The organism is Bradyrhizobium sp. FW305-F6, assembly GCF_058782905.1.
Map to the genome: position 1 here is coordinate 1,737,294 of NZ_JBYSYD010000002.1, position 14,697 is coordinate 1,751,990.

Consider the following 14,697-nt stretch of genomic DNA (forward strand, 5'->3'; position numbering starts at 1 on the left):
AAGCGGAGAATGCCATGTCCAGCTCAGTCCCGATCGAAGCGCCGCGCCTCTATCACACCATGCGCTGCAAGGACGCCGAGGCGATGATCGCCTGGCTGAAGGACGTCCTCGGATTCACCGAACGCGTGATCTACAGGCGCGAGAACATCATTGCGCATGCCGAATTGTCGTTCGGGTCATCCATCCTGATGCTCGGATCGGATCGCCCGGATGGCTACGGCAAGAGCGTCGGCGGGCTCGACGGACGCCGAACCGACGCGGTGTATCTGGCCGTCGATGATCCCGACGCGCTCTATGCCAGGGTGAAGGCATCCGGAGCCCGCATCGAAATGGAACTGCAGAACACGGATTACGGCAGCCGTGACTTTTCGGCCCGGGATCCCGAAGGGGGCCTCTGGAGCTTCGGCACCTATTGGCCGAAGGTCGGCGAAGACCCGCTGTAGGGCTGACTGCGCTCACCGGGATGCGCGAGCGGGTCTCAAATCCCCAGATATTTATGCTGTAGATCCGGCTCGGCCATCAGCTCGTCGGAGGTGCCGCTCCATACCGTCTTGCCGCGCTCGATGATGTAATGGCGGTCGCAGATGCGGGCGAGGTGGTCGACATTCTTGTCGACGACCAGGATCGACTGTCCGCGGCTCTTGAGCAGCGACAGGCAATTCCATATCTCCTCGCGGATCAGCGGAGCGAGGCCCTCGGTCGCCTCGTCCAGGATCAGCAGCTTCGGGTTGGTCATCAGCGCGCGGCCGATCGCGAGCATCTGCTGCTCGCCGCCGGAAAGCTGGTTGCCCATGTTGGACGCGCGTTCGGCGAGGCGCGGAAACATCACGTAGATCGAGCCCAGCGTCCAGGGATTGGGACTGTCGAAGCGGTCCGCGGCGGCGGCCACCAGGTTCTCGCGCACGGTGAGATTCGGGAAGATCTGCCGGCCCTCGGGAACGAGGCCGACGCCGAGCTTGGCAATTCGGTAGGACGGAAGCTGCCTCACCTCGGCGCCCGCGAAGCGGATGCTGCCCGCGCGCGCCGGCGTCAGGCCCATGATGGAGCGGATGGTCGTGGTCTTGCCCATGCCATTGCGGCCCATCAGCGAGACCATCTCGCCCGGCTTGATCGACAGCGACAGGCCGAACAGCACCTGGGACAGGCCGTAGCAGGTCTCGATGCCGTCGACGTCGAGCAGCGTGTCAGCCATGGTGCGTCACCACGTGCTGGTCGCCGAGATAAGCCCGCTTGACGTCCTCGTTCGCCCGGATCGCGGCGGGGTCGCCGGAGGCGATGACGCGGCCATAGACCAGCACCGAGATGCGGTCGGCGAGCGCGAACACCGCCGGCATGTCGTGCTCGACCAGCACGATCGAGACCTCTTTGCGCAGCTCCTGGAGCAGCTTCACCATGCCCTGGGATTCGGTGACGCCGAGACCGGCCATCGGCTCGTCCAGCAGCAGCAATTTCGGCTTGCTCGCGAGCGCGACGGCAAGCTCGATCTGGCGTCGCTCGCCATGGCTGAGCTGAGACACGAGCACATCGGCGCGATGGGCAAGACCGACGCGATCGAGCGCGGCATGGGCGGCATCGCGCAGACCCTTCTCCTTGCGCGCATTGGCGAAGAAGCGGAAAGACGTGCCGGCATGGGCCTGCGCCGCCAGCGCGACGTTGTCGGCGGCGGTGAAGTCGAGCAGCAGCGAGGTGATCTGGAACGAACGCGCCAGGCCCAACGCGCAGCGGCGATAGGCCGGCAGATAGGTGATGTCGCGGCCCCCCAGCGAGACGCTGCCGGAATGCGGCTCGAGATGCCCGGTGAGCTGGCTGATCAGCGTGGTCTTGCCGGCGCCGTTCGGGCCGATGATGGCGTGCAGCTCGCCGGATGCGACATCGAGCGAAACGTTGTCGGTCGCGACGATGCCGCCGAAGCGGCGCACCAGCTTTTCGACGCGGAGCAAGGGTTCAGCCACGGCCAACCCTCCCCAGCGCACCCATGATGCCGCCGCGGCCGAACAGCACGATCAGCAGCAGCAGCGGGCCCAAGATCAGTGCCCAATATTCGGTGATCTGCGACAGCAGCTCTTCCAGCAGCAGGAACACCACGGAGCCCATGACCGGTCCGAACAGCGTGCCCATGCCGCCGAGGATCACCATCACCATGAGGTCGCCGGAGCGCGTCCAGTACATCACGGCCGGGCTGACGAAATCGGTGTTGTTGGCGAGCAGCGCGCCGGCAAGGCCGCACATGGTACCGGAGATGACGAGGCAGACCAGCTGGTAGCGCTTGGCGGGGAAGCCGATCGCCTGCATGCGCTGCTCGTTGGAGCGCAGGCCCTGCACGACGAGGCCGAAGCGCGAATTGACGAGGCGCCAGATCAGGAAGACGCCGCCGAACAGGCAGGCGAGGCAGAGATAGTAGAATTGCGTGCGGTTCGACAGGTCGATCAGGCCGGAGAAGTCGCTTCGCGTGTAGATGGTGAGGCCGTCATCGCCGCCGTAGCGGGCGAGGCCTGAGGCGACATAATAGGCCATCTGGGCGAAGGCGAGCGTGATCATGATGAAGTAGACGCCGCGGGTGCGAAGCGAGAGCGCCCCGATCACCAATGCGAAAATCGCGGAGGCCGCGAGCGCCACCGGGAACTGGATGAAGCCGGAACCTATGCCTTCCTGCGCGAGCATGCCGACCGCGTAGCCGCCGATGCCGAGATAGGCGGCGTGGCCGAAGCTCATCAGCCCGGCGAAACCCATGATGAGGTTGAGGCTCGCCGCCGCCAGCGCCAGGATGATGATGCGCGTGAATAGCGTCAGGATGAAAATGTTGCCGGACAGATGCGAATAGAGCGGCAGCAGCACGAGGCCCGCCAGCATCAGGGCCGTGACGGCCTTGCTCACAGTCAAACCCTTCATCGACGCAAGCTCTTCATCGGCGATTGGCCGGAAACAGCCCCTCCGGCCGCACCACCAGCACGATCGCCATGAGCAGGTAGATCAGCATGGACGACAGCGCGGGCGCGGCGGTGGAGGCGGCGGCGCCGCTCAGCACCTGCCGGAGCAGGTTCGGCAGGAAGGCGCGGCCGAGCGTGTCGATCATGCCGACGAAGATCGCGGCGAGGAACGCGCCGCGGATCGAGCCGATGCCGCCGATCACGATGATGACGAAGGCGAGGATCAGGATGTTCTCGCCCATGCCGATCTGCACGGTCAGGATCGGCGCCTGCATCAGGCCGGCAAGGCCTGCCAGCGCCGCGCCAAGCCCGAACACCAGCGTATAGAGCAGCTTGATGTTGATGCCGAGCGCGCCGATCATCTCGCGATTGGAGGCGCCGGCCCGGATCAGCATGCCGATGCGGGTGCGCATCACGCCGAGATAGAGCAACAGTGCGACCAGCAGCGCCACGACGATGATGGCGAGACGATAGGCGGGATAGTGAATGCCGGGCAGGATCGGCACCGGCACCGTGAGCCAGGCCGGCAGCGGCAGCGCGAGGCCGGCCGGGCCCCAGATCAGCCGCACGGCCTCGTTGAAGAACAGGATCAGGCCGAAGGTCGCGAGCACGTGGTCGAGATGGTCGCGGCCATAGAGATGCCGCAGCGCGCTCACCTCCAGCACGATGCCGAGCACCAGCGTCGCCCCCAGCGCCAGCAGCGCGCCGAGCAGGAAGCTGCCGGTCCACGCGGCGAAGGTCGCGGCGAAATAGGCGCCCATCATGTAGAGCGAGCCGTGCGCGAGGTTGACGAGATCCATGATCCCGAACACCAGCGTCAGGCCAGCGGCGAGCAGGAACAGCAGCAGGCCGAACTGCAGACCGTTCAAGAACTGTTCGACGACGAGCAGCATCAGGACTCTTTCAGGCGCATACGCACGCGCGCCGATGTTCGAACACTGTCGCCATCAGTGAAAGAGCTCCCCCTGCCTGTTCAAGGCCGAAAAATGGGTAATGGCAGTATCGTTCCGAGGCAAGAGCGATTCGACACCAAACATGCACTTTGTTGCATGCGGGTGCATGCGACCGAGACGCGCCTCGCAATGCAAAAATGCTGCCGCGCCGGCTGGGGCAACCTGCCGCAGCCAAATGATCCCTTCTTGCCGCATGCCGCGGGGCAATCGGATATGACCCGCGCAGGCGTGGCACGATCGTCTCCACATCGTCATGGCCGGGCTTGTCCCGGCCATCCTCTGCTCCGAAAGTTCAATCTACTTGTGGAAGAAGTGACCTCGGGCTACACCTCAACGTGTCCGAAGCGGGAAAGCCACGATGCAAGACGAGGACATCGCACTCAACAGCGTGCTCGGCCTTGAATTGAACCGCGTGTTTTTCGCCGTCCACGACACGGCCAACAAGCAGAAGATCATCGAGTTTGCGCGCAAGGTGCTGCACGGTGAGCGCGCTGAGCTGACCGAAAGCGCATTGCCCGAGGGACCGGCAAGCTAAGCGGAGCCACGCGGCGTGCCATTGCCGTCGGCGAGCTACTCCACATGCCGTTTCAATCGTGACGCATGCAGTCGGTGGATCGCACCGGACGACGCCAATCACTCGTTCTTGGACACGCCACGACTGAGCGAATTGGAAGGTGGGTTGCCTTCCGCTAATCAGGCGATCTGTTCTTGAGGTCGATCAGCGCACGGCGGCCGACCGACGTCAGCCCCTCCAGCGCGGTCGTACCGGACCGGGCCGCTTCCATCAGCTGCTCGGCAATCAGTTTCCTGCTCTCGTGATCGCCACCGTGCCTGACGTGACTGAAAGCTGCATCGAGTGCCGCATCCAGCATGGTTTGCATGCGGCCTTCGAACTCGCTCATCCCGTCGCTGCCCCCCTCAGTACTCCACCGGAGCAAACGTATGGACCGGTAAGGTAAAATCGTATGTTCACAAGTGCACGTACGGGGGGATGATTGGTCGCGACCAGGGGGAGAGATCAGTGCGACAGCGCTGCCCGAGAACGGCAGACGGGACGAACAGCCAATCTCAGCTGCAAATAGCTGCGCCAGGGAGAGGCAATACAACCGATATCAAGGAAGTTTGTTCCGAGGCGAGGCGGAAAAATTGCATCAGTACCCCTCTAGGCGGCCCGTCGTTCTTTGCTTAGAAAATGCCGGGAACCAGGACTGGGGCATGACAGACGGCATCACGAAATCTGCGACCGGCATCGAAGGCTTTGACGATCTGACACTTGGTGGGCTCCCCACCGGCCGGCCGACATTGGTCTGCGGCTCAGCCGGTTGCGGCAAGACATTGTTCGCTTCGACATTCCTCTTCAACGGCGCGCGGCTCCACGACGAGCCTGGGGTCTTCGTGACGTTCGAGGAGCGGCCCGTCGACATCGTCGCCAACGTTGAATCGCTTGGCTTCGATCTACAAGGATTGATCGATCAGTCGCGAATTCACATCGAGCACATCGAGATCGATCCATCGGAGGTCGCTGAAATCGGCGACTATGATCTCGAAGCCCTTTTCCTGCGGCTCGAATTCGCCGTCGACCAGATCGGCGCCAAGCGCATTGTGCTCGACACGATCGAAAGCCTGTTCTCCGCGTTTTCCAACCCTGCAATCCTGCGTGCCGAGATCCGTCGCCTGTTCGACTGGCTCAAGCAGAAGGGCCTGACCGCGGTCATCACCGGCGAGCGCGGCGACGGCACCCTGACACGTCAGGGCCTCGAGGAATACGTCTCCGACTGCGTGATCCTGCTCGATCACCGGGTGGAGAACCAGATCTCGACGCGGCGCCTGCGCATCGTCAAATATCGCGGGACCGCCCACGGCACCAACGAATATCCGTTCCTGATCGACGAGGACGGGTTCAGCGTGCTGCCGGTGTCCTCGCTCGGCCTCGGCCACATGGTCTTCGACGATCGCATCTCGACCGGCGTGCCCGACCTCGACGCCATGCTGACCGGCGGCGGCTTCCATCGCGGCAGCAGCATCCTGCTCACCGGCGTCGCCGGCGCGGGAAAGAGCTCGCTCGCCTGCATGATGGCGGACGCCGCCTGCCAACGCGGCGAGCGCGCCCTGTATCTGTCGTTCGAAGAAGCCGAGGCGCAGACCGTCCGCAATATGAAGTCGATCGGCACCGACCTCGGCAAATGGCTGAAGAACGGTCAGATGCGCTATATCGCCGCGCGCCCAACCTTCTATTCGCTCGAAATGCACCTTGCGATTATGCTGCGCGAGATCAACAGGTTCAAGCCGCAGCTGGTCGTGCTCGACCCGATCTCCGCCTTCACCGGCTCGGCCGACATCGCCGAGGTGCAGGCGATGTTGCTGCGCATCGTTGATTACCTCAAATCCAACGGCATCACCGCCGTTTTTACCCATCTGGCGAGCGTCCAGCAGGCGGAAACCGACGCCGGCCTGTCGTCGCTCATGGACGGCTGGATCCTTCTGCTGAACCGCGAGGCGAGCGGCGAGTTCAACCGCGAGCTCTATCTGCTGAAGGCGCGCGGCATCGCCCATTCCAACCAGGTCCGCGAGTTCGTGATGTCGAGCGACGGCATTCACCTGCTGGAGCCCTATCTCGGCGAAGGCGGCGCTCTGACCGGTTCGGCCCGCCGAAACGAGGAAGCGCGGGCCCGGCGCGCGGAGATGAACAGGCGGGCCGAGGTCACGCGCCTGCAGGACCAGGTGACGCAGCGACGGCGACGCGCCCTCGCTCAGATCGAGGCGCTCCAGGCCGACATCGATGCCGACGAGGCTGAACTCAACCGCCTCGTTTCGGCCGAAACACAGCACCTCCAACAGAGCCGGGACGACGCCGCAGCAATCGCGCGGGGACGGGGAATGGACATTCCTCCCGGCAAGACGAGATAGGACTGAACCATGTCCCAAGCAGGCAACGACCCCGTGAAGCTCGTCCTCTACGTCGCCGGCGAGACACCGAAATCGCTCGCCGCGATCCGCAATCTCGAAAAGATCTGCTCCGAGCACCTCGCCGGCAAGTACAAGGTCGAGGTCGTCGACCTCAAGAAGCAGCCGCAACTGGCCCGGGAGCACGGCATTGTCGCGATCCCGACCCTTGTGAAGGAGCTTCCGGTGCCCATCCGCAAGATCATCGGGGACCTTTCCGACACCCAGAAGGTTCTCGTTCATCTGTCGGTTGAGGAATGATGTCGGTGGTATCGCTCGCATCCGCGTTGACCCGGGAAGAACTCGAAGCCCGTCTCTATGAGGCCGAAGAGACGCTCCGGGCCATACGCGAGGGCGAGATCGATGCCGTGGTCATCAAGGGCGGCACCACCGAACAGGTCTTCACCCTCGAAGGCGACGGCCAGTCCTACCGCACCTTCATGGAAGCGATGGACATCGGCGCCGCGGCCTTCGACGCCGAGGGCCAGTTGCTCTATGCCAACCAGGCGTTGTGCAAATTGCTGGACCGGACGGCGGGCGAATTGTCGGGGCCGGCACTGATGGACATCCTCGATGCCGTCAATCAGACCACGTTCCGCCGCCTCCTGACGCAGGCGTTGAAGGAGCGTCAATCCGCCGAAATCCACGTTCGCATGGGCGACAGCGAGCGCATCTTCCTGCTCACCGGATCCCCGATCGACTTCGGTATCGTGGACGGCGTCGCGATTACCTTCACCGACATCAGCGAGCGCGAGCAGATCGCCGCAGCCAAGGAATCCGAGCGGTTGGCTCGGTCGGTACTCGCCTCGGCCAACGAGGCCGTCATCGTCTGCGACCGTTCCGGCAGGGTCACTCACATCAATGCGGCCGCCGAGCGGATTTGCGCGGAGGCGCCGATTGGAAGACCGTTCGAGGAAGCGATCGAGCTGACTTTCGCCGATGCGTCCGAGCTGATGTCGGGCGCCGATATCGTCGCGATGGCCGCCGGCGGCACGCCCGTGCAAGGGCTGGAAGCGGCGGTGAAGACATCGGCGGCCGACGTCACCGACGTCATGATCAGCGCAGCGCCGCTTGTCGTATCCGGCGAACGGACGCAGGGCTGCGTGGTCACGCTGGTCAACCTGTCGCAGCGCAAGGCCGCCGAGCGCCGGCAGGCCCTTCTGATGGGCGAGCTCGACCATCGCGTCAAGAACACGCTGGCGATGGTGCTGGCGATCTCCGCGCGCACCGCATCGCACGAGCGTACGATCGAGGACTTCCAGAAATCCTTCTCCGGCCGCATTCAGGCGCTCGCGGCCACCCACACGCTGCTGTCCAATGCGTCATGGGAGAACTTGCAGATCAAGGACGTGCTTCGTGTCGAGCTTGCGCCATACGCAACACTCTCCAGCGGGCGCATCACCATGGAAGGCCTCGATATCTCGGTGGACTCCAAGACGGCGGTCTCCCTCGGGCTCGTGTTCCACGAACTGACGACCAATGCGGTGAAGTACGGCGCGCTTTCGACCCGGTCCGGCAAGCTGTCGGTTCGCCGGATCGGCCTGCTCGAGGACGGCGCTTTGCAGATCGAATGGGCAGAGAGCGACGGGCCGCTGGTCACGCCGCCGACGACATCAGGCTTCGGGCAGACACTGATCTCGCGCAGCCTGGGTAGCGGTCCGAACGGCGGCACGAAGCTGGAATTTCGCCCGAGCGGCGTGGTCTGCCAGATCGTGATCCCGCAATACGGCCACTTCCTGTCCTGAATATTGCCTCGGGCGACGGCGCCGCTCACGCGGCAGGACACCTTCTCCCGCGAGGGCCGGGGCAATCGCATATGCTTTCACGGGACTGTCCGCGGGCTTGCTCCGCCTCTCCCGCTTGCGGGAGAGGCCGACGCGCTCGCAGAGCGCGGCGGGTGAGGGCTCTTACCGAGCAGGGACACACTCGGCAAATTCTCGACGACCCCAACGCGGAGATACCCTCTCCCCGACCCTCCCCCGCAAGCGGGGGAGGGAGCCCAGTGCCGATGCCGAAGCATCGTTCACGCCATATGCGATTGCCCTGCGGCGAGGGAAGAAGGTGCAGCGTTCGTTCCGCGCGAGTTCAGTTCACTTCATCTTGCACTTCTCGTGGAAGTGATCCTGGTCGTTCTCGACGATGGTGGCGACGGTCTTCAGCGCGAGCTGGCCTTCGGAATCCTTGACCACGTCCTGGAGGTAGAAGTTCTGGATCGGGATGTGGTTTTTGCCGAACTTGAACGCGCCGCGTAGCGACTTGAAATTGGCCTTTTCCATCTCGGCCCTCATCGCGTCCTTCTTGCTGGTATCGCCCTTCACCGCGACCACCGCGCTGTCGATGAGCTGGGCGGCATCATAGGATTGCGCGCCATAATAAGTCGGCCTCAAGCCGGGATACTTCTTGCGGTAGTCGGCGACGAAGCGCTTGTTCTGCTCGTTGGGAAGGTCGTTGACCCATTCCTGTGCACCGGGCACGCCAAGTGCGTTCTCCTTCTGCAACGGCAGCGACAGCTCGTCGACCGTGAAGGCGGTATAGAGCGGCATCGTGCTCTTCAACCCGGCCTGCGCATATTGATTGAGGAACTGCACGCCGGCAGCACCCGGGTAGAACACGAAGATCGACTCCGCGCCGGAGGCGCGGGCCTTGGACAGTTCGGCGGAGAAGTCGAGCTGGCTCGGCCAGACCGTGTATTCCTCGCCCTTGACCTCCCCCTTGAACGTGCTCTTGAGGCCGGCGAGCATGTCCTTGCCGGCGGCGTAGTTCGGACCGATCAGAAACACGCTCTTGACGCCCTTCTGGTTCATGTAGAGGCCCATGGCGGCGGGCGTCTGGTCGTTCTGCCAGGAGGTCGAGAACACGTAAGGGCTGCAGAGTTCGCCCGCGAGCTGCGACGGGCCGGCATTGGCCGAGATCAGGAAGGTCTGCGAATCCACCGCCGTCTTCAGCGAGGCGAGCAGCACGTTCGACCAGATATAGCCGACGATGAAGTCGACCTTGTCCGACTGCACCAGTTTCTCGGTCTTCTGCTTGCCGACGTCGGGCTTCTGCCCGTCGTCCTCGTAGATCACCTCGACCGGCTTGCCGCCCATCTTGCGGCCGAGATGGTCGAGCGCGAGCTCGAAGGAATTGCGCATGTCGTTGCCGATCACGGCGGTCGGGCCGCTGAACGTCGAGACGAAGCCGATCTTGATGGTGTCTCCGGCGAATGCCTGATTTGCCAGCACGAGCGCCGCTGCGCCCGCCAGCCAAAATGCCGTCCTCATAACCACTCCCTCCATATTATCGGTCCCGGAAGCGGGGTGATCGCCGCTCCAAGCCTGTTTCTATTGAACGCAAAATCTGTCGAGCCGCCAATGGCTCAGCGCCTGCCCCTGCACCATATTTCGCCCTGATTGGCGATGGCAAGAAATATAATTCTACTCACTTGGACCAATGCCGATTGGGGGCTGCGGCGCCTTTTCACGCCGGATTGATACATGCGGCCTATGCGGCGATTGATGACGTCTATTGGACCGCGCAACCCAATCGGCACTTAAATGAGGGAGAGCAGCAGCGAGATTCGAGGGTTCATCATGGCCGCAAATCCCCATCGCGTCGTCATCGTCGGCGCCGGCTTCGGCGGGCTGGAGGCGACCTACCGGCTTGCGGGCGCCCCGGTCCAGATCACGCTGATTGACCGCCGCAACCATCATCTGTTCCAGCCGCTGCTCTATCAGGTCGCGACCGCCTCGCTGGCGACCAACGAAATCGCCTGGCCAATCCGTCACCTCATGCGCGACCGGCCGGAGGTGACGACGCTGTTTGCCAGCGTCAACGGCGTCGACACGGCACGCCGCAGCGTGCTGATCGACGACGGCAGCGAGGTGCCCTACGACACGCTGGTGCTCGCCACCGGGGCGCGGCACGCCTATTTCGGCCACGACGAATGGGAGCAGTTTGCACCCGGCCTGAAGACGCTGGAGGATGCGACCACGCTGCGCCGGCACATCCTGCTGGCGTTCGAACGCGCCGAGCGCGAAACCGATCCCGCCAGGCGCGCGGCGCGGCTGACCTTCGTCATCGTCGGCGCCGGCCCGACCGGCGTCGAACTCGCCGGGACCATCGCCGAGATGGCGCATCACACCCTGCCCGACGATTTCCGCAACATCGACACCCACAAGGCCCGCGTGGTGCTGATCGAGGCGGGGCCGCGCGTGCTGGCCGGCTTTCCCGACGACCTCTCGGCCTATGCGCAGGCCTCGCTGGAAAAGATCGGCGTCGAGGTCGTGCTCGGCCAGGCCGTCACCGAGATCAATCGCGAGGGCGTGGTGTTCGGCGGCAAGCTGCTCGAGGCCAAGACACGAATCTGGGCCGCCGGCGTGCGCGCTTCGCCCGCCGCGGAGTGGCTGGGCGCACCGAGCGATCGCGCCGGACGCGTGCAGGTCGCGGCCGACCTGACCATACCTGATCATCCCGAGATTTTTGCGATCGGCGACACGGTCAGCATCAACGCCTGGAATGGCAAGCCGGTCCCCGGCATTGCGCCGGCCGCCAAGCAGCAGGGCCGCTATGTCGCCGAGACGATCAAGGCGCGACTGCGCGGCGCTGCGACCGGCCCGTTCCGCTACAAGCACGCCGGAAGCCTGGCCCAGATCGGCAAGCGCCTGGCGGTGATCGATTTCGGCAAGGTGAAACTGCGCGGCGCCATCGCGTGGTGGATCTGGGGCATCGCCCACATCTACTTCCTGATCGGCCTGCGCCACAGGCTGAGCGTCGCGCTGAGCTGGCTCTGGATCTACGCCCGAGACCAGCGCGCGGCGCGGTTGATCACGCAGGGATCGAGCAAGGTGGTGTAGGGCTCTTCGTTTACCCTCCCCTGGAGGGGGAGGGTCGGCTCACATGGAGCGCAGCGAAATGTGAGACGGGGTGGGGTCACGGTCTCTCCACATCCGACACTGCCCGCTTGGAGAGATCACCCCGCCCCGCTCGCGCTGCGCGCGATCGACCCTCCCCCTCCAGGGGAGGGTGAAAGCAGACTGCGCTCGCTGCTAGCTACTTCACCAGCTCACATCCGCCTTCCGCCAGCGGACGGAACGCCTGCTCCGCGGGAATCGTGGATACCAGCTTGTAATAATCATACGGATATTTCGACTCCTCCGGTTTCTTCACCTCGAACAGGTACATCGGGTGTATGACGCGGCCGTCCTGGCGGATGGCGGTGTCGCCGAACAGCTTGTCCTTGCCCTTGAACTTCTTCATCTCGGGCACGACCTGCTTGGCATTGTCGTTGCCGGTGGCGGCGACCGCGTTGAGATAAGCGAGCGTCGAGGCGTAGACGCCGGCCTGGTTGCCGCTGGGCATCTTGCCGTTCATGCCGGGCCGCGCGGCGAACCGCTTGGCGAACGCGCGGGTGTCGTCGTTCATGTCCCAGTAGAAGGCTTCCATGAGCTGGAGCCCCTGCGCGACCTTGATGCCCATGCCGTGGATGTCGTTGATGAAGAGCAGGAAGGCGACGAGCTTCTGGCCGCTCTGCTGGATGCCGAACTCGGCGGCCTGCTTCACCGCGTTGATGGTGTCGCCGCCGGCATTGGCAAGCCCGATCACCTGCGCCTTGGAGCCCTGCGCCTGCAACAGGAAGGACGCAAAATCGGAGGTGCCGAGCGGATGCTTGGACGAGCCGAGCACCTTGCCGCCATGCGACTCGATGTATTTCTGCGCTTCCGCCTCGATGCCCTTGCCGAGCGCGTAATCGACCGTGAGGAAATACCAATCCTTGCCGCCGCGCGACACCATCGCGGCTGCCGTGGTGTTGCCGGTCGCCCAGGCGTCGTTGACCCATTGGATCGTGTTGGGCGAACAGGCCTTGCCGGTGAGATCCGAGCTCGCGGTCGAGGATGCCAGGAACGTCATGCGGCTGTCGCGCAGAAGCGCGTTGATGGACAGGCCGACGGCCGAGTTCGGCACGTCGACAATGGCGTCGACGCCTTCGACGTCGAGCCATTTGCGCGCGATGGCGTTGCCGACATCGGCCTTGTTCTGGTGATCGGCATAGACGATCTCGACCTTGATGCCCTTAGCCCCGCCGTTGAAGTCCTCCGCAGCCATGCGCGCGGCCTCGACCGAGCCCATGCCATTGGTGTCCTGGAAGATGCCGGAGATGTCGTTGAGCACGCCGATACGCACGACGTTGTCGGATATCTCGGCACTCGCGGCGCCTGTGACCAGGCTCGCGGCCAGCGCAAACGTCCACTTCAGATGCTTCATCTTGTCCCTCCCTGTTTGGTCGATTGCCGGTCTTTGCCGGCGCGTTCTAAGAAAATCAGACCTGCCGCTCGGGCAGCCTCAGCACCAGCCCGTCGAGCTCGGGCGTGATCGTGATCTGGCAGGACAGCCGGCTGTTCGGCCGCCGCTCGGCGGCGGTGCCGTCGAGCAGCGCGTCCTCGTCATCCGCCATATCGGGCAGGCGCGCGAGCCAGCTGTCATCGACGTAGACGTGGCAGGTCGCACACATGGCATTGCCGCCGCATTCGGCCAGAATGCCGTCGAGGCCGTGGCGGGTCGCCGCCTGCATGGCACTCTCGCCGTCGCCGGTCTCGACGCGGTCGGACTTGCCGTCTGGATGGATGAAGGTGATGGCGGGCATGAGCTCCTCGTCAGGCCGGGGTGATGGTGACAGGCAGGCTGTCGAGCCCACGCAGCGTGTTGTTGAAGCGGCGCTTCGGCTCGCCGGTGACCTCGATCTTTGCGATGCGCCGGGCCAGCGCGGTCAGCATCACCTCGCCTTCGAGGCGGGCGACGAGCTGGCCGACGCACATGTGGATGCCGGAGCCGAAGCCGACATGGCCGGAGGTGCGGCGGGTGATGTCGTAGTCATCTGGTTGGTCCCAGCGCCTGGGATCGCGATTGGCGGCGGCGAGGAACATCAGCACTTTCTCGCCTTCGCCTATTCGCGCGCCGGACAGCTCGACCTCCCGCGTGGTGGTGCGGAAGAAGGTCTGCACCGGGCTTTCGAAGCGGACGGCCTCCTCGAAAGCGCCGCGCGCCAGCGTGAGATCCTCGCGCAGGCGCTGCCATTGGTCGGGGAAGCGCGCGAGGCAATAGACCGCGGCACCGATGCCGTTGACGGTGGTGTCGAGCCCGGCCGACAGCAGCGAGCGCACCAGGAGCGGCGCCTCGGTGGCCGTGATGGCCCCCTCGTCGACCTGTGCATGAATGCAGGCGCCGAAGCCCCCGGGCGCGAGGTTGTCGCGCTGGCACTGCTCGGCGACATAGGCCTGATGCGGCGTCGAGCGCTCGATCGCCTCCTGGCGCAACCGGTTGGGCGGTCCGAACGCGTTGAACACGACGCTCGCATAGGGAATCAGGTGCTCGCGGCCCTCCGGCTTGAGTCCGAGCGCATCGGGAAAGATCGACAGCGGGTAAGCCTCCGCGAGATCGGCGATGGCATCGAAACTGCGCTTCTCCAGCAGCACATCGACCCGCGCCTCGGCTGCCGCCGCGAAACGATCGCGCACTTGCTTCATCACGGTCGGCGACAACACCTTCGACAGGACGGCACGGGTTCGCGTGTGCGCCGGCGGATCGGCCTCGAGGATCAGGCTCGGCGGTCTCCACGGAGCTTCCTTCTTGAAATCGGACAGGCCGACGCCGCGGCTCGAGCAGAAGGTTGCGGGATCGTTCAGCACGGCGTGGACCTCGGCATAGCGCGCCACGCCGTAGACGTTCCACTTGTCGAGATAGACCACGGGGCCGGCTTCCCGCAGCAGCTCATGCGCGGGATAGGGGTCGGCAAAAAAACTCATGTCGAAGGGGTCGACGTCGAGATGCGGGACACCCGATCCCGCTGAGCCAGATACGGTCATGGAAGACCTCTCCCATTTTGATCTTGTGAAAGG

At 64.4% G+C, this 14,697-nt stretch carries 15 protein-coding genes; 6 read left to right on the forward strand and 9 right to left on the reverse strand.

The genetic code is table 11. From position 1 onward, the window contains the following. Positions 1–14: 14 nt before the first annotated feature. Complete coding sequence (locus AC3WLX_RS19590) at positions 15–443, forward strand: VOC family protein (RefSeq protein WP_492337178.1); 429 nt, start codon at positions 15–17, stop codon at positions 441–443. Positions 444–478: 35 nt separating this feature from the next. Here the strand turns inward: AC3WLX_RS19590 and AC3WLX_RS19595 are convergent, their stop codons facing one another. From AC3WLX_RS19595 to AC3WLX_RS19610, 4 genes are read right to left on the reverse strand one after another with little or no spacing between them, the layout of a single operon-like run. Next, positions 479–1,192 carry an ABC transporter ATP-binding protein gene (locus AC3WLX_RS19595; RefSeq protein ID WP_291628563.1) on the reverse strand — a complete coding sequence of 238 codons (714 nt, stop codon included), beginning with the start codon at positions 1,190–1,192 and terminating at the stop codon, positions 479–481. After that, positions 1,185–1,952 carry an ABC transporter ATP-binding protein gene (locus AC3WLX_RS19600; RefSeq protein WP_291628561.1) on the reverse strand — a complete coding sequence of 256 codons (768 nt, stop codon included), beginning with the start codon at positions 1,950–1,952 and terminating at the stop codon, positions 1,185–1,187. The genes AC3WLX_RS19595 and AC3WLX_RS19600 overlap by 8 nt, the downstream gene beginning before the upstream one ends. Beyond that, on the reverse strand, positions 1,945–2,889 hold the full coding sequence (locus AC3WLX_RS19605; RefSeq protein WP_492337179.1) for a branched-chain amino acid ABC transporter permease: 945 nt from the start codon (positions 2,887–2,889) through the stop codon (positions 1,945–1,947). Before AC3WLX_RS19605 ends, AC3WLX_RS19600 begins: the two co-directional genes overlap by 8 nt. 13 nt (positions 2,890–2,902) lie before the next feature. After that, a complete protein-coding gene (locus tag AC3WLX_RS19610; protein ID WP_492337180.1) occupies positions 2,903–3,820 on the reverse strand; it encodes a branched-chain amino acid ABC transporter permease in 918 nt (305 codons plus the stop codon). Between the two features lie 418 nt (positions 3,821–4,238). Between AC3WLX_RS19610 and AC3WLX_RS19615 the strand changes: the two genes are divergently transcribed. Then, positions 4,239–4,415 (forward strand): hypothetical protein, encoded by a 177-nt coding sequence (locus tag AC3WLX_RS19615; protein WP_492337181.1) that lies wholly within the window; start codon positions 4,239–4,241, stop codon positions 4,413–4,415. 154 nt (positions 4,416–4,569) lie between these two features. On the opposite strand, the gene AC3WLX_RS19620 is transcribed toward AC3WLX_RS19615, so the two are convergent. Beyond that, the gene (locus tag AC3WLX_RS19620; protein ID WP_492337182.1) at positions 4,570–4,782 is read right to left on the reverse strand and encodes a hypothetical protein; all 213 of its coding nucleotides are present in this window, start codon (positions 4,780–4,782) and stop codon (positions 4,570–4,572) included. 313 nt (positions 4,783–5,095) lie between these two features. Between AC3WLX_RS19620 and kaiC the strand changes: the two genes are divergently transcribed. The 3 genes from kaiC to AC3WLX_RS19635 are packed head-to-tail and all read left to right on the forward strand — an operon-like array spanning position 5,096 to position 8,568. Then, a complete protein-coding gene (kaiC, locus tag AC3WLX_RS19625) occupies positions 5,096–6,787 on the forward strand; it encodes a circadian clock protein KaiC (protein ID WP_291630333.1) in 1,692 nt (563 codons plus the stop codon). A gap of 9 nt (positions 6,788–6,796) precedes the next feature. Further along, a complete protein-coding gene (locus tag AC3WLX_RS19630; RefSeq protein WP_291630331.1) occupies positions 6,797–7,084 on the forward strand; it encodes a circadian clock KaiB family protein in 288 nt (95 codons plus the stop codon). A 5-nt stretch (positions 7,085–7,089) separates the two neighbouring features. Further along, the gene (locus AC3WLX_RS19635; RefSeq protein ID WP_492337183.1) at positions 7,090–8,568 is read left to right on the forward strand and encodes a sensor histidine kinase; all 1,479 of its coding nucleotides are present in this window, start codon (positions 7,090–7,092) and stop codon (positions 8,566–8,568) included. Between the two features lie 345 nt (positions 8,569–8,913). Here AC3WLX_RS19635 and AC3WLX_RS19640 read toward each other — a convergent pair whose 3' ends face one another. Next, positions 8,914–10,086, reverse strand: coding sequence for an ABC transporter substrate-binding protein (locus AC3WLX_RS19640; RefSeq protein WP_492337184.1), 1,173 nt, complete (start codon positions 10,084–10,086; stop codon positions 8,914–8,916). 309 nt (positions 10,087–10,395) lie between these two features. Here AC3WLX_RS19640 and AC3WLX_RS19645 point away from each other — a divergent pair, with 309 nt between their 5' ends. After that, positions 10,396–11,658, forward strand: coding sequence for an NAD(P)/FAD-dependent oxidoreductase (locus AC3WLX_RS19645; RefSeq protein ID WP_492337185.1), 1,263 nt, complete (start codon positions 10,396–10,398; stop codon positions 11,656–11,658). Between the two features lie 196 nt (positions 11,659–11,854). On the opposite strand, the gene AC3WLX_RS19650 is transcribed toward AC3WLX_RS19645, so the two are convergent. The 3 genes from AC3WLX_RS19650 to AC3WLX_RS19660 are packed head-to-tail and all read right to left on the reverse strand — an operon-like array spanning position 11,855 to position 14,664. Continuing rightward, positions 11,855–13,066 carry an ABC transporter substrate-binding protein gene (locus tag AC3WLX_RS19650; RefSeq protein WP_492337186.1) on the reverse strand — a complete coding sequence of 404 codons (1,212 nt, stop codon included), beginning with the start codon at positions 13,064–13,066 and terminating at the stop codon, positions 11,855–11,857. Between the two features lie 55 nt (positions 13,067–13,121). Further along, positions 13,122–13,445, reverse strand: a complete 324-nt coding sequence (locus AC3WLX_RS19655; RefSeq protein WP_492337187.1) for a 2Fe-2S iron-sulfur cluster-binding protein — start codon at positions 13,443–13,445, stop codon at positions 13,122–13,124. Positions 13,446–13,455: 10 nt separating this feature from the next. Further along, positions 13,456–14,664 carry a cytochrome P450 gene (locus AC3WLX_RS19660; RefSeq protein ID WP_492337188.1) on the reverse strand — a complete coding sequence of 403 codons (1,209 nt, stop codon included), beginning with the start codon at positions 14,662–14,664 and terminating at the stop codon, positions 13,456–13,458. Between the last annotated feature and the right edge of the window lie 33 nt (positions 14,665–14,697).

What these genes read in the sequence shown, in the direction of transcription:
- AC3WLX_RS19595 (WP_291628563.1), bottom strand. Translation starts at nt 1,192, where the DNA reads ATGGCTGACACGCTGCTCGACGTCGACGGCATCGAGACCTGCTACGGC.
- AC3WLX_RS19610 (WP_492337180.1), bottom strand. Translation starts at nt 3,820, where the DNA reads ATGCTGCTCGTCGTCGAACAGTTCTTGAACGGTCTGCAGTTCGGCCTG.
- AC3WLX_RS19650 (WP_492337186.1), bottom strand. Translation starts at nt 13,066, where the DNA reads ATGAAGCATCTGAAGTGGACGTTTGCGCTGGCCGCGAGCCTGGTCACA.
- AC3WLX_RS19590 (WP_492337178.1), top strand. Translation starts at nt 15, where the DNA reads ATGTCCAGCTCAGTCCCGATCGAAGCGCCGCGCCTCTATCACACCATG.
- AC3WLX_RS19645 (WP_492337185.1), top strand. Translation starts at nt 10,396, where the DNA reads ATGGCCGCAAATCCCCATCGCGTCGTCATCGTCGGCGCCGGCTTCGGC.
- AC3WLX_RS19640 (WP_492337184.1), bottom strand. Translation starts at nt 10,086, where the DNA reads ATGAGGACGGCATTTTGGCTGGCGGGCGCAGCGGCGCTCGTGCTGGCA.
- AC3WLX_RS19660 (WP_492337188.1), bottom strand. Translation starts at nt 14,664, where the DNA reads ATGACCGTATCTGGCTCAGCGGGATCGGGTGTCCCGCATCTCGACGTC.
- AC3WLX_RS19655 (WP_492337187.1), bottom strand. Translation starts at nt 13,445, where the DNA reads ATGCCCGCCATCACCTTCATCCATCCAGACGGCAAGTCCGACCGCGTC.
- AC3WLX_RS19630 (WP_291630331.1), top strand. Translation starts at nt 6,797, where the DNA reads ATGTCCCAAGCAGGCAACGACCCCGTGAAGCTCGTCCTCTACGTCGCC.
- kaiC (WP_291630333.1), top strand. Translation starts at nt 5,096, where the DNA reads ATGACAGACGGCATCACGAAATCTGCGACCGGCATCGAAGGCTTTGAC.
- AC3WLX_RS19605 (WP_492337179.1), bottom strand. Translation starts at nt 2,889, where the DNA reads ATGAAGGGTTTGACTGTGAGCAAGGCCGTCACGGCCCTGATGCTGGCG.
- AC3WLX_RS19620 (WP_492337182.1), bottom strand. Translation starts at nt 4,782, where the DNA reads ATGAGCGAGTTCGAAGGCCGCATGCAAACCATGCTGGATGCGGCACTC.
- AC3WLX_RS19615 (WP_492337181.1), top strand. Translation starts at nt 4,239, where the DNA reads ATGCAAGACGAGGACATCGCACTCAACAGCGTGCTCGGCCTTGAATTG.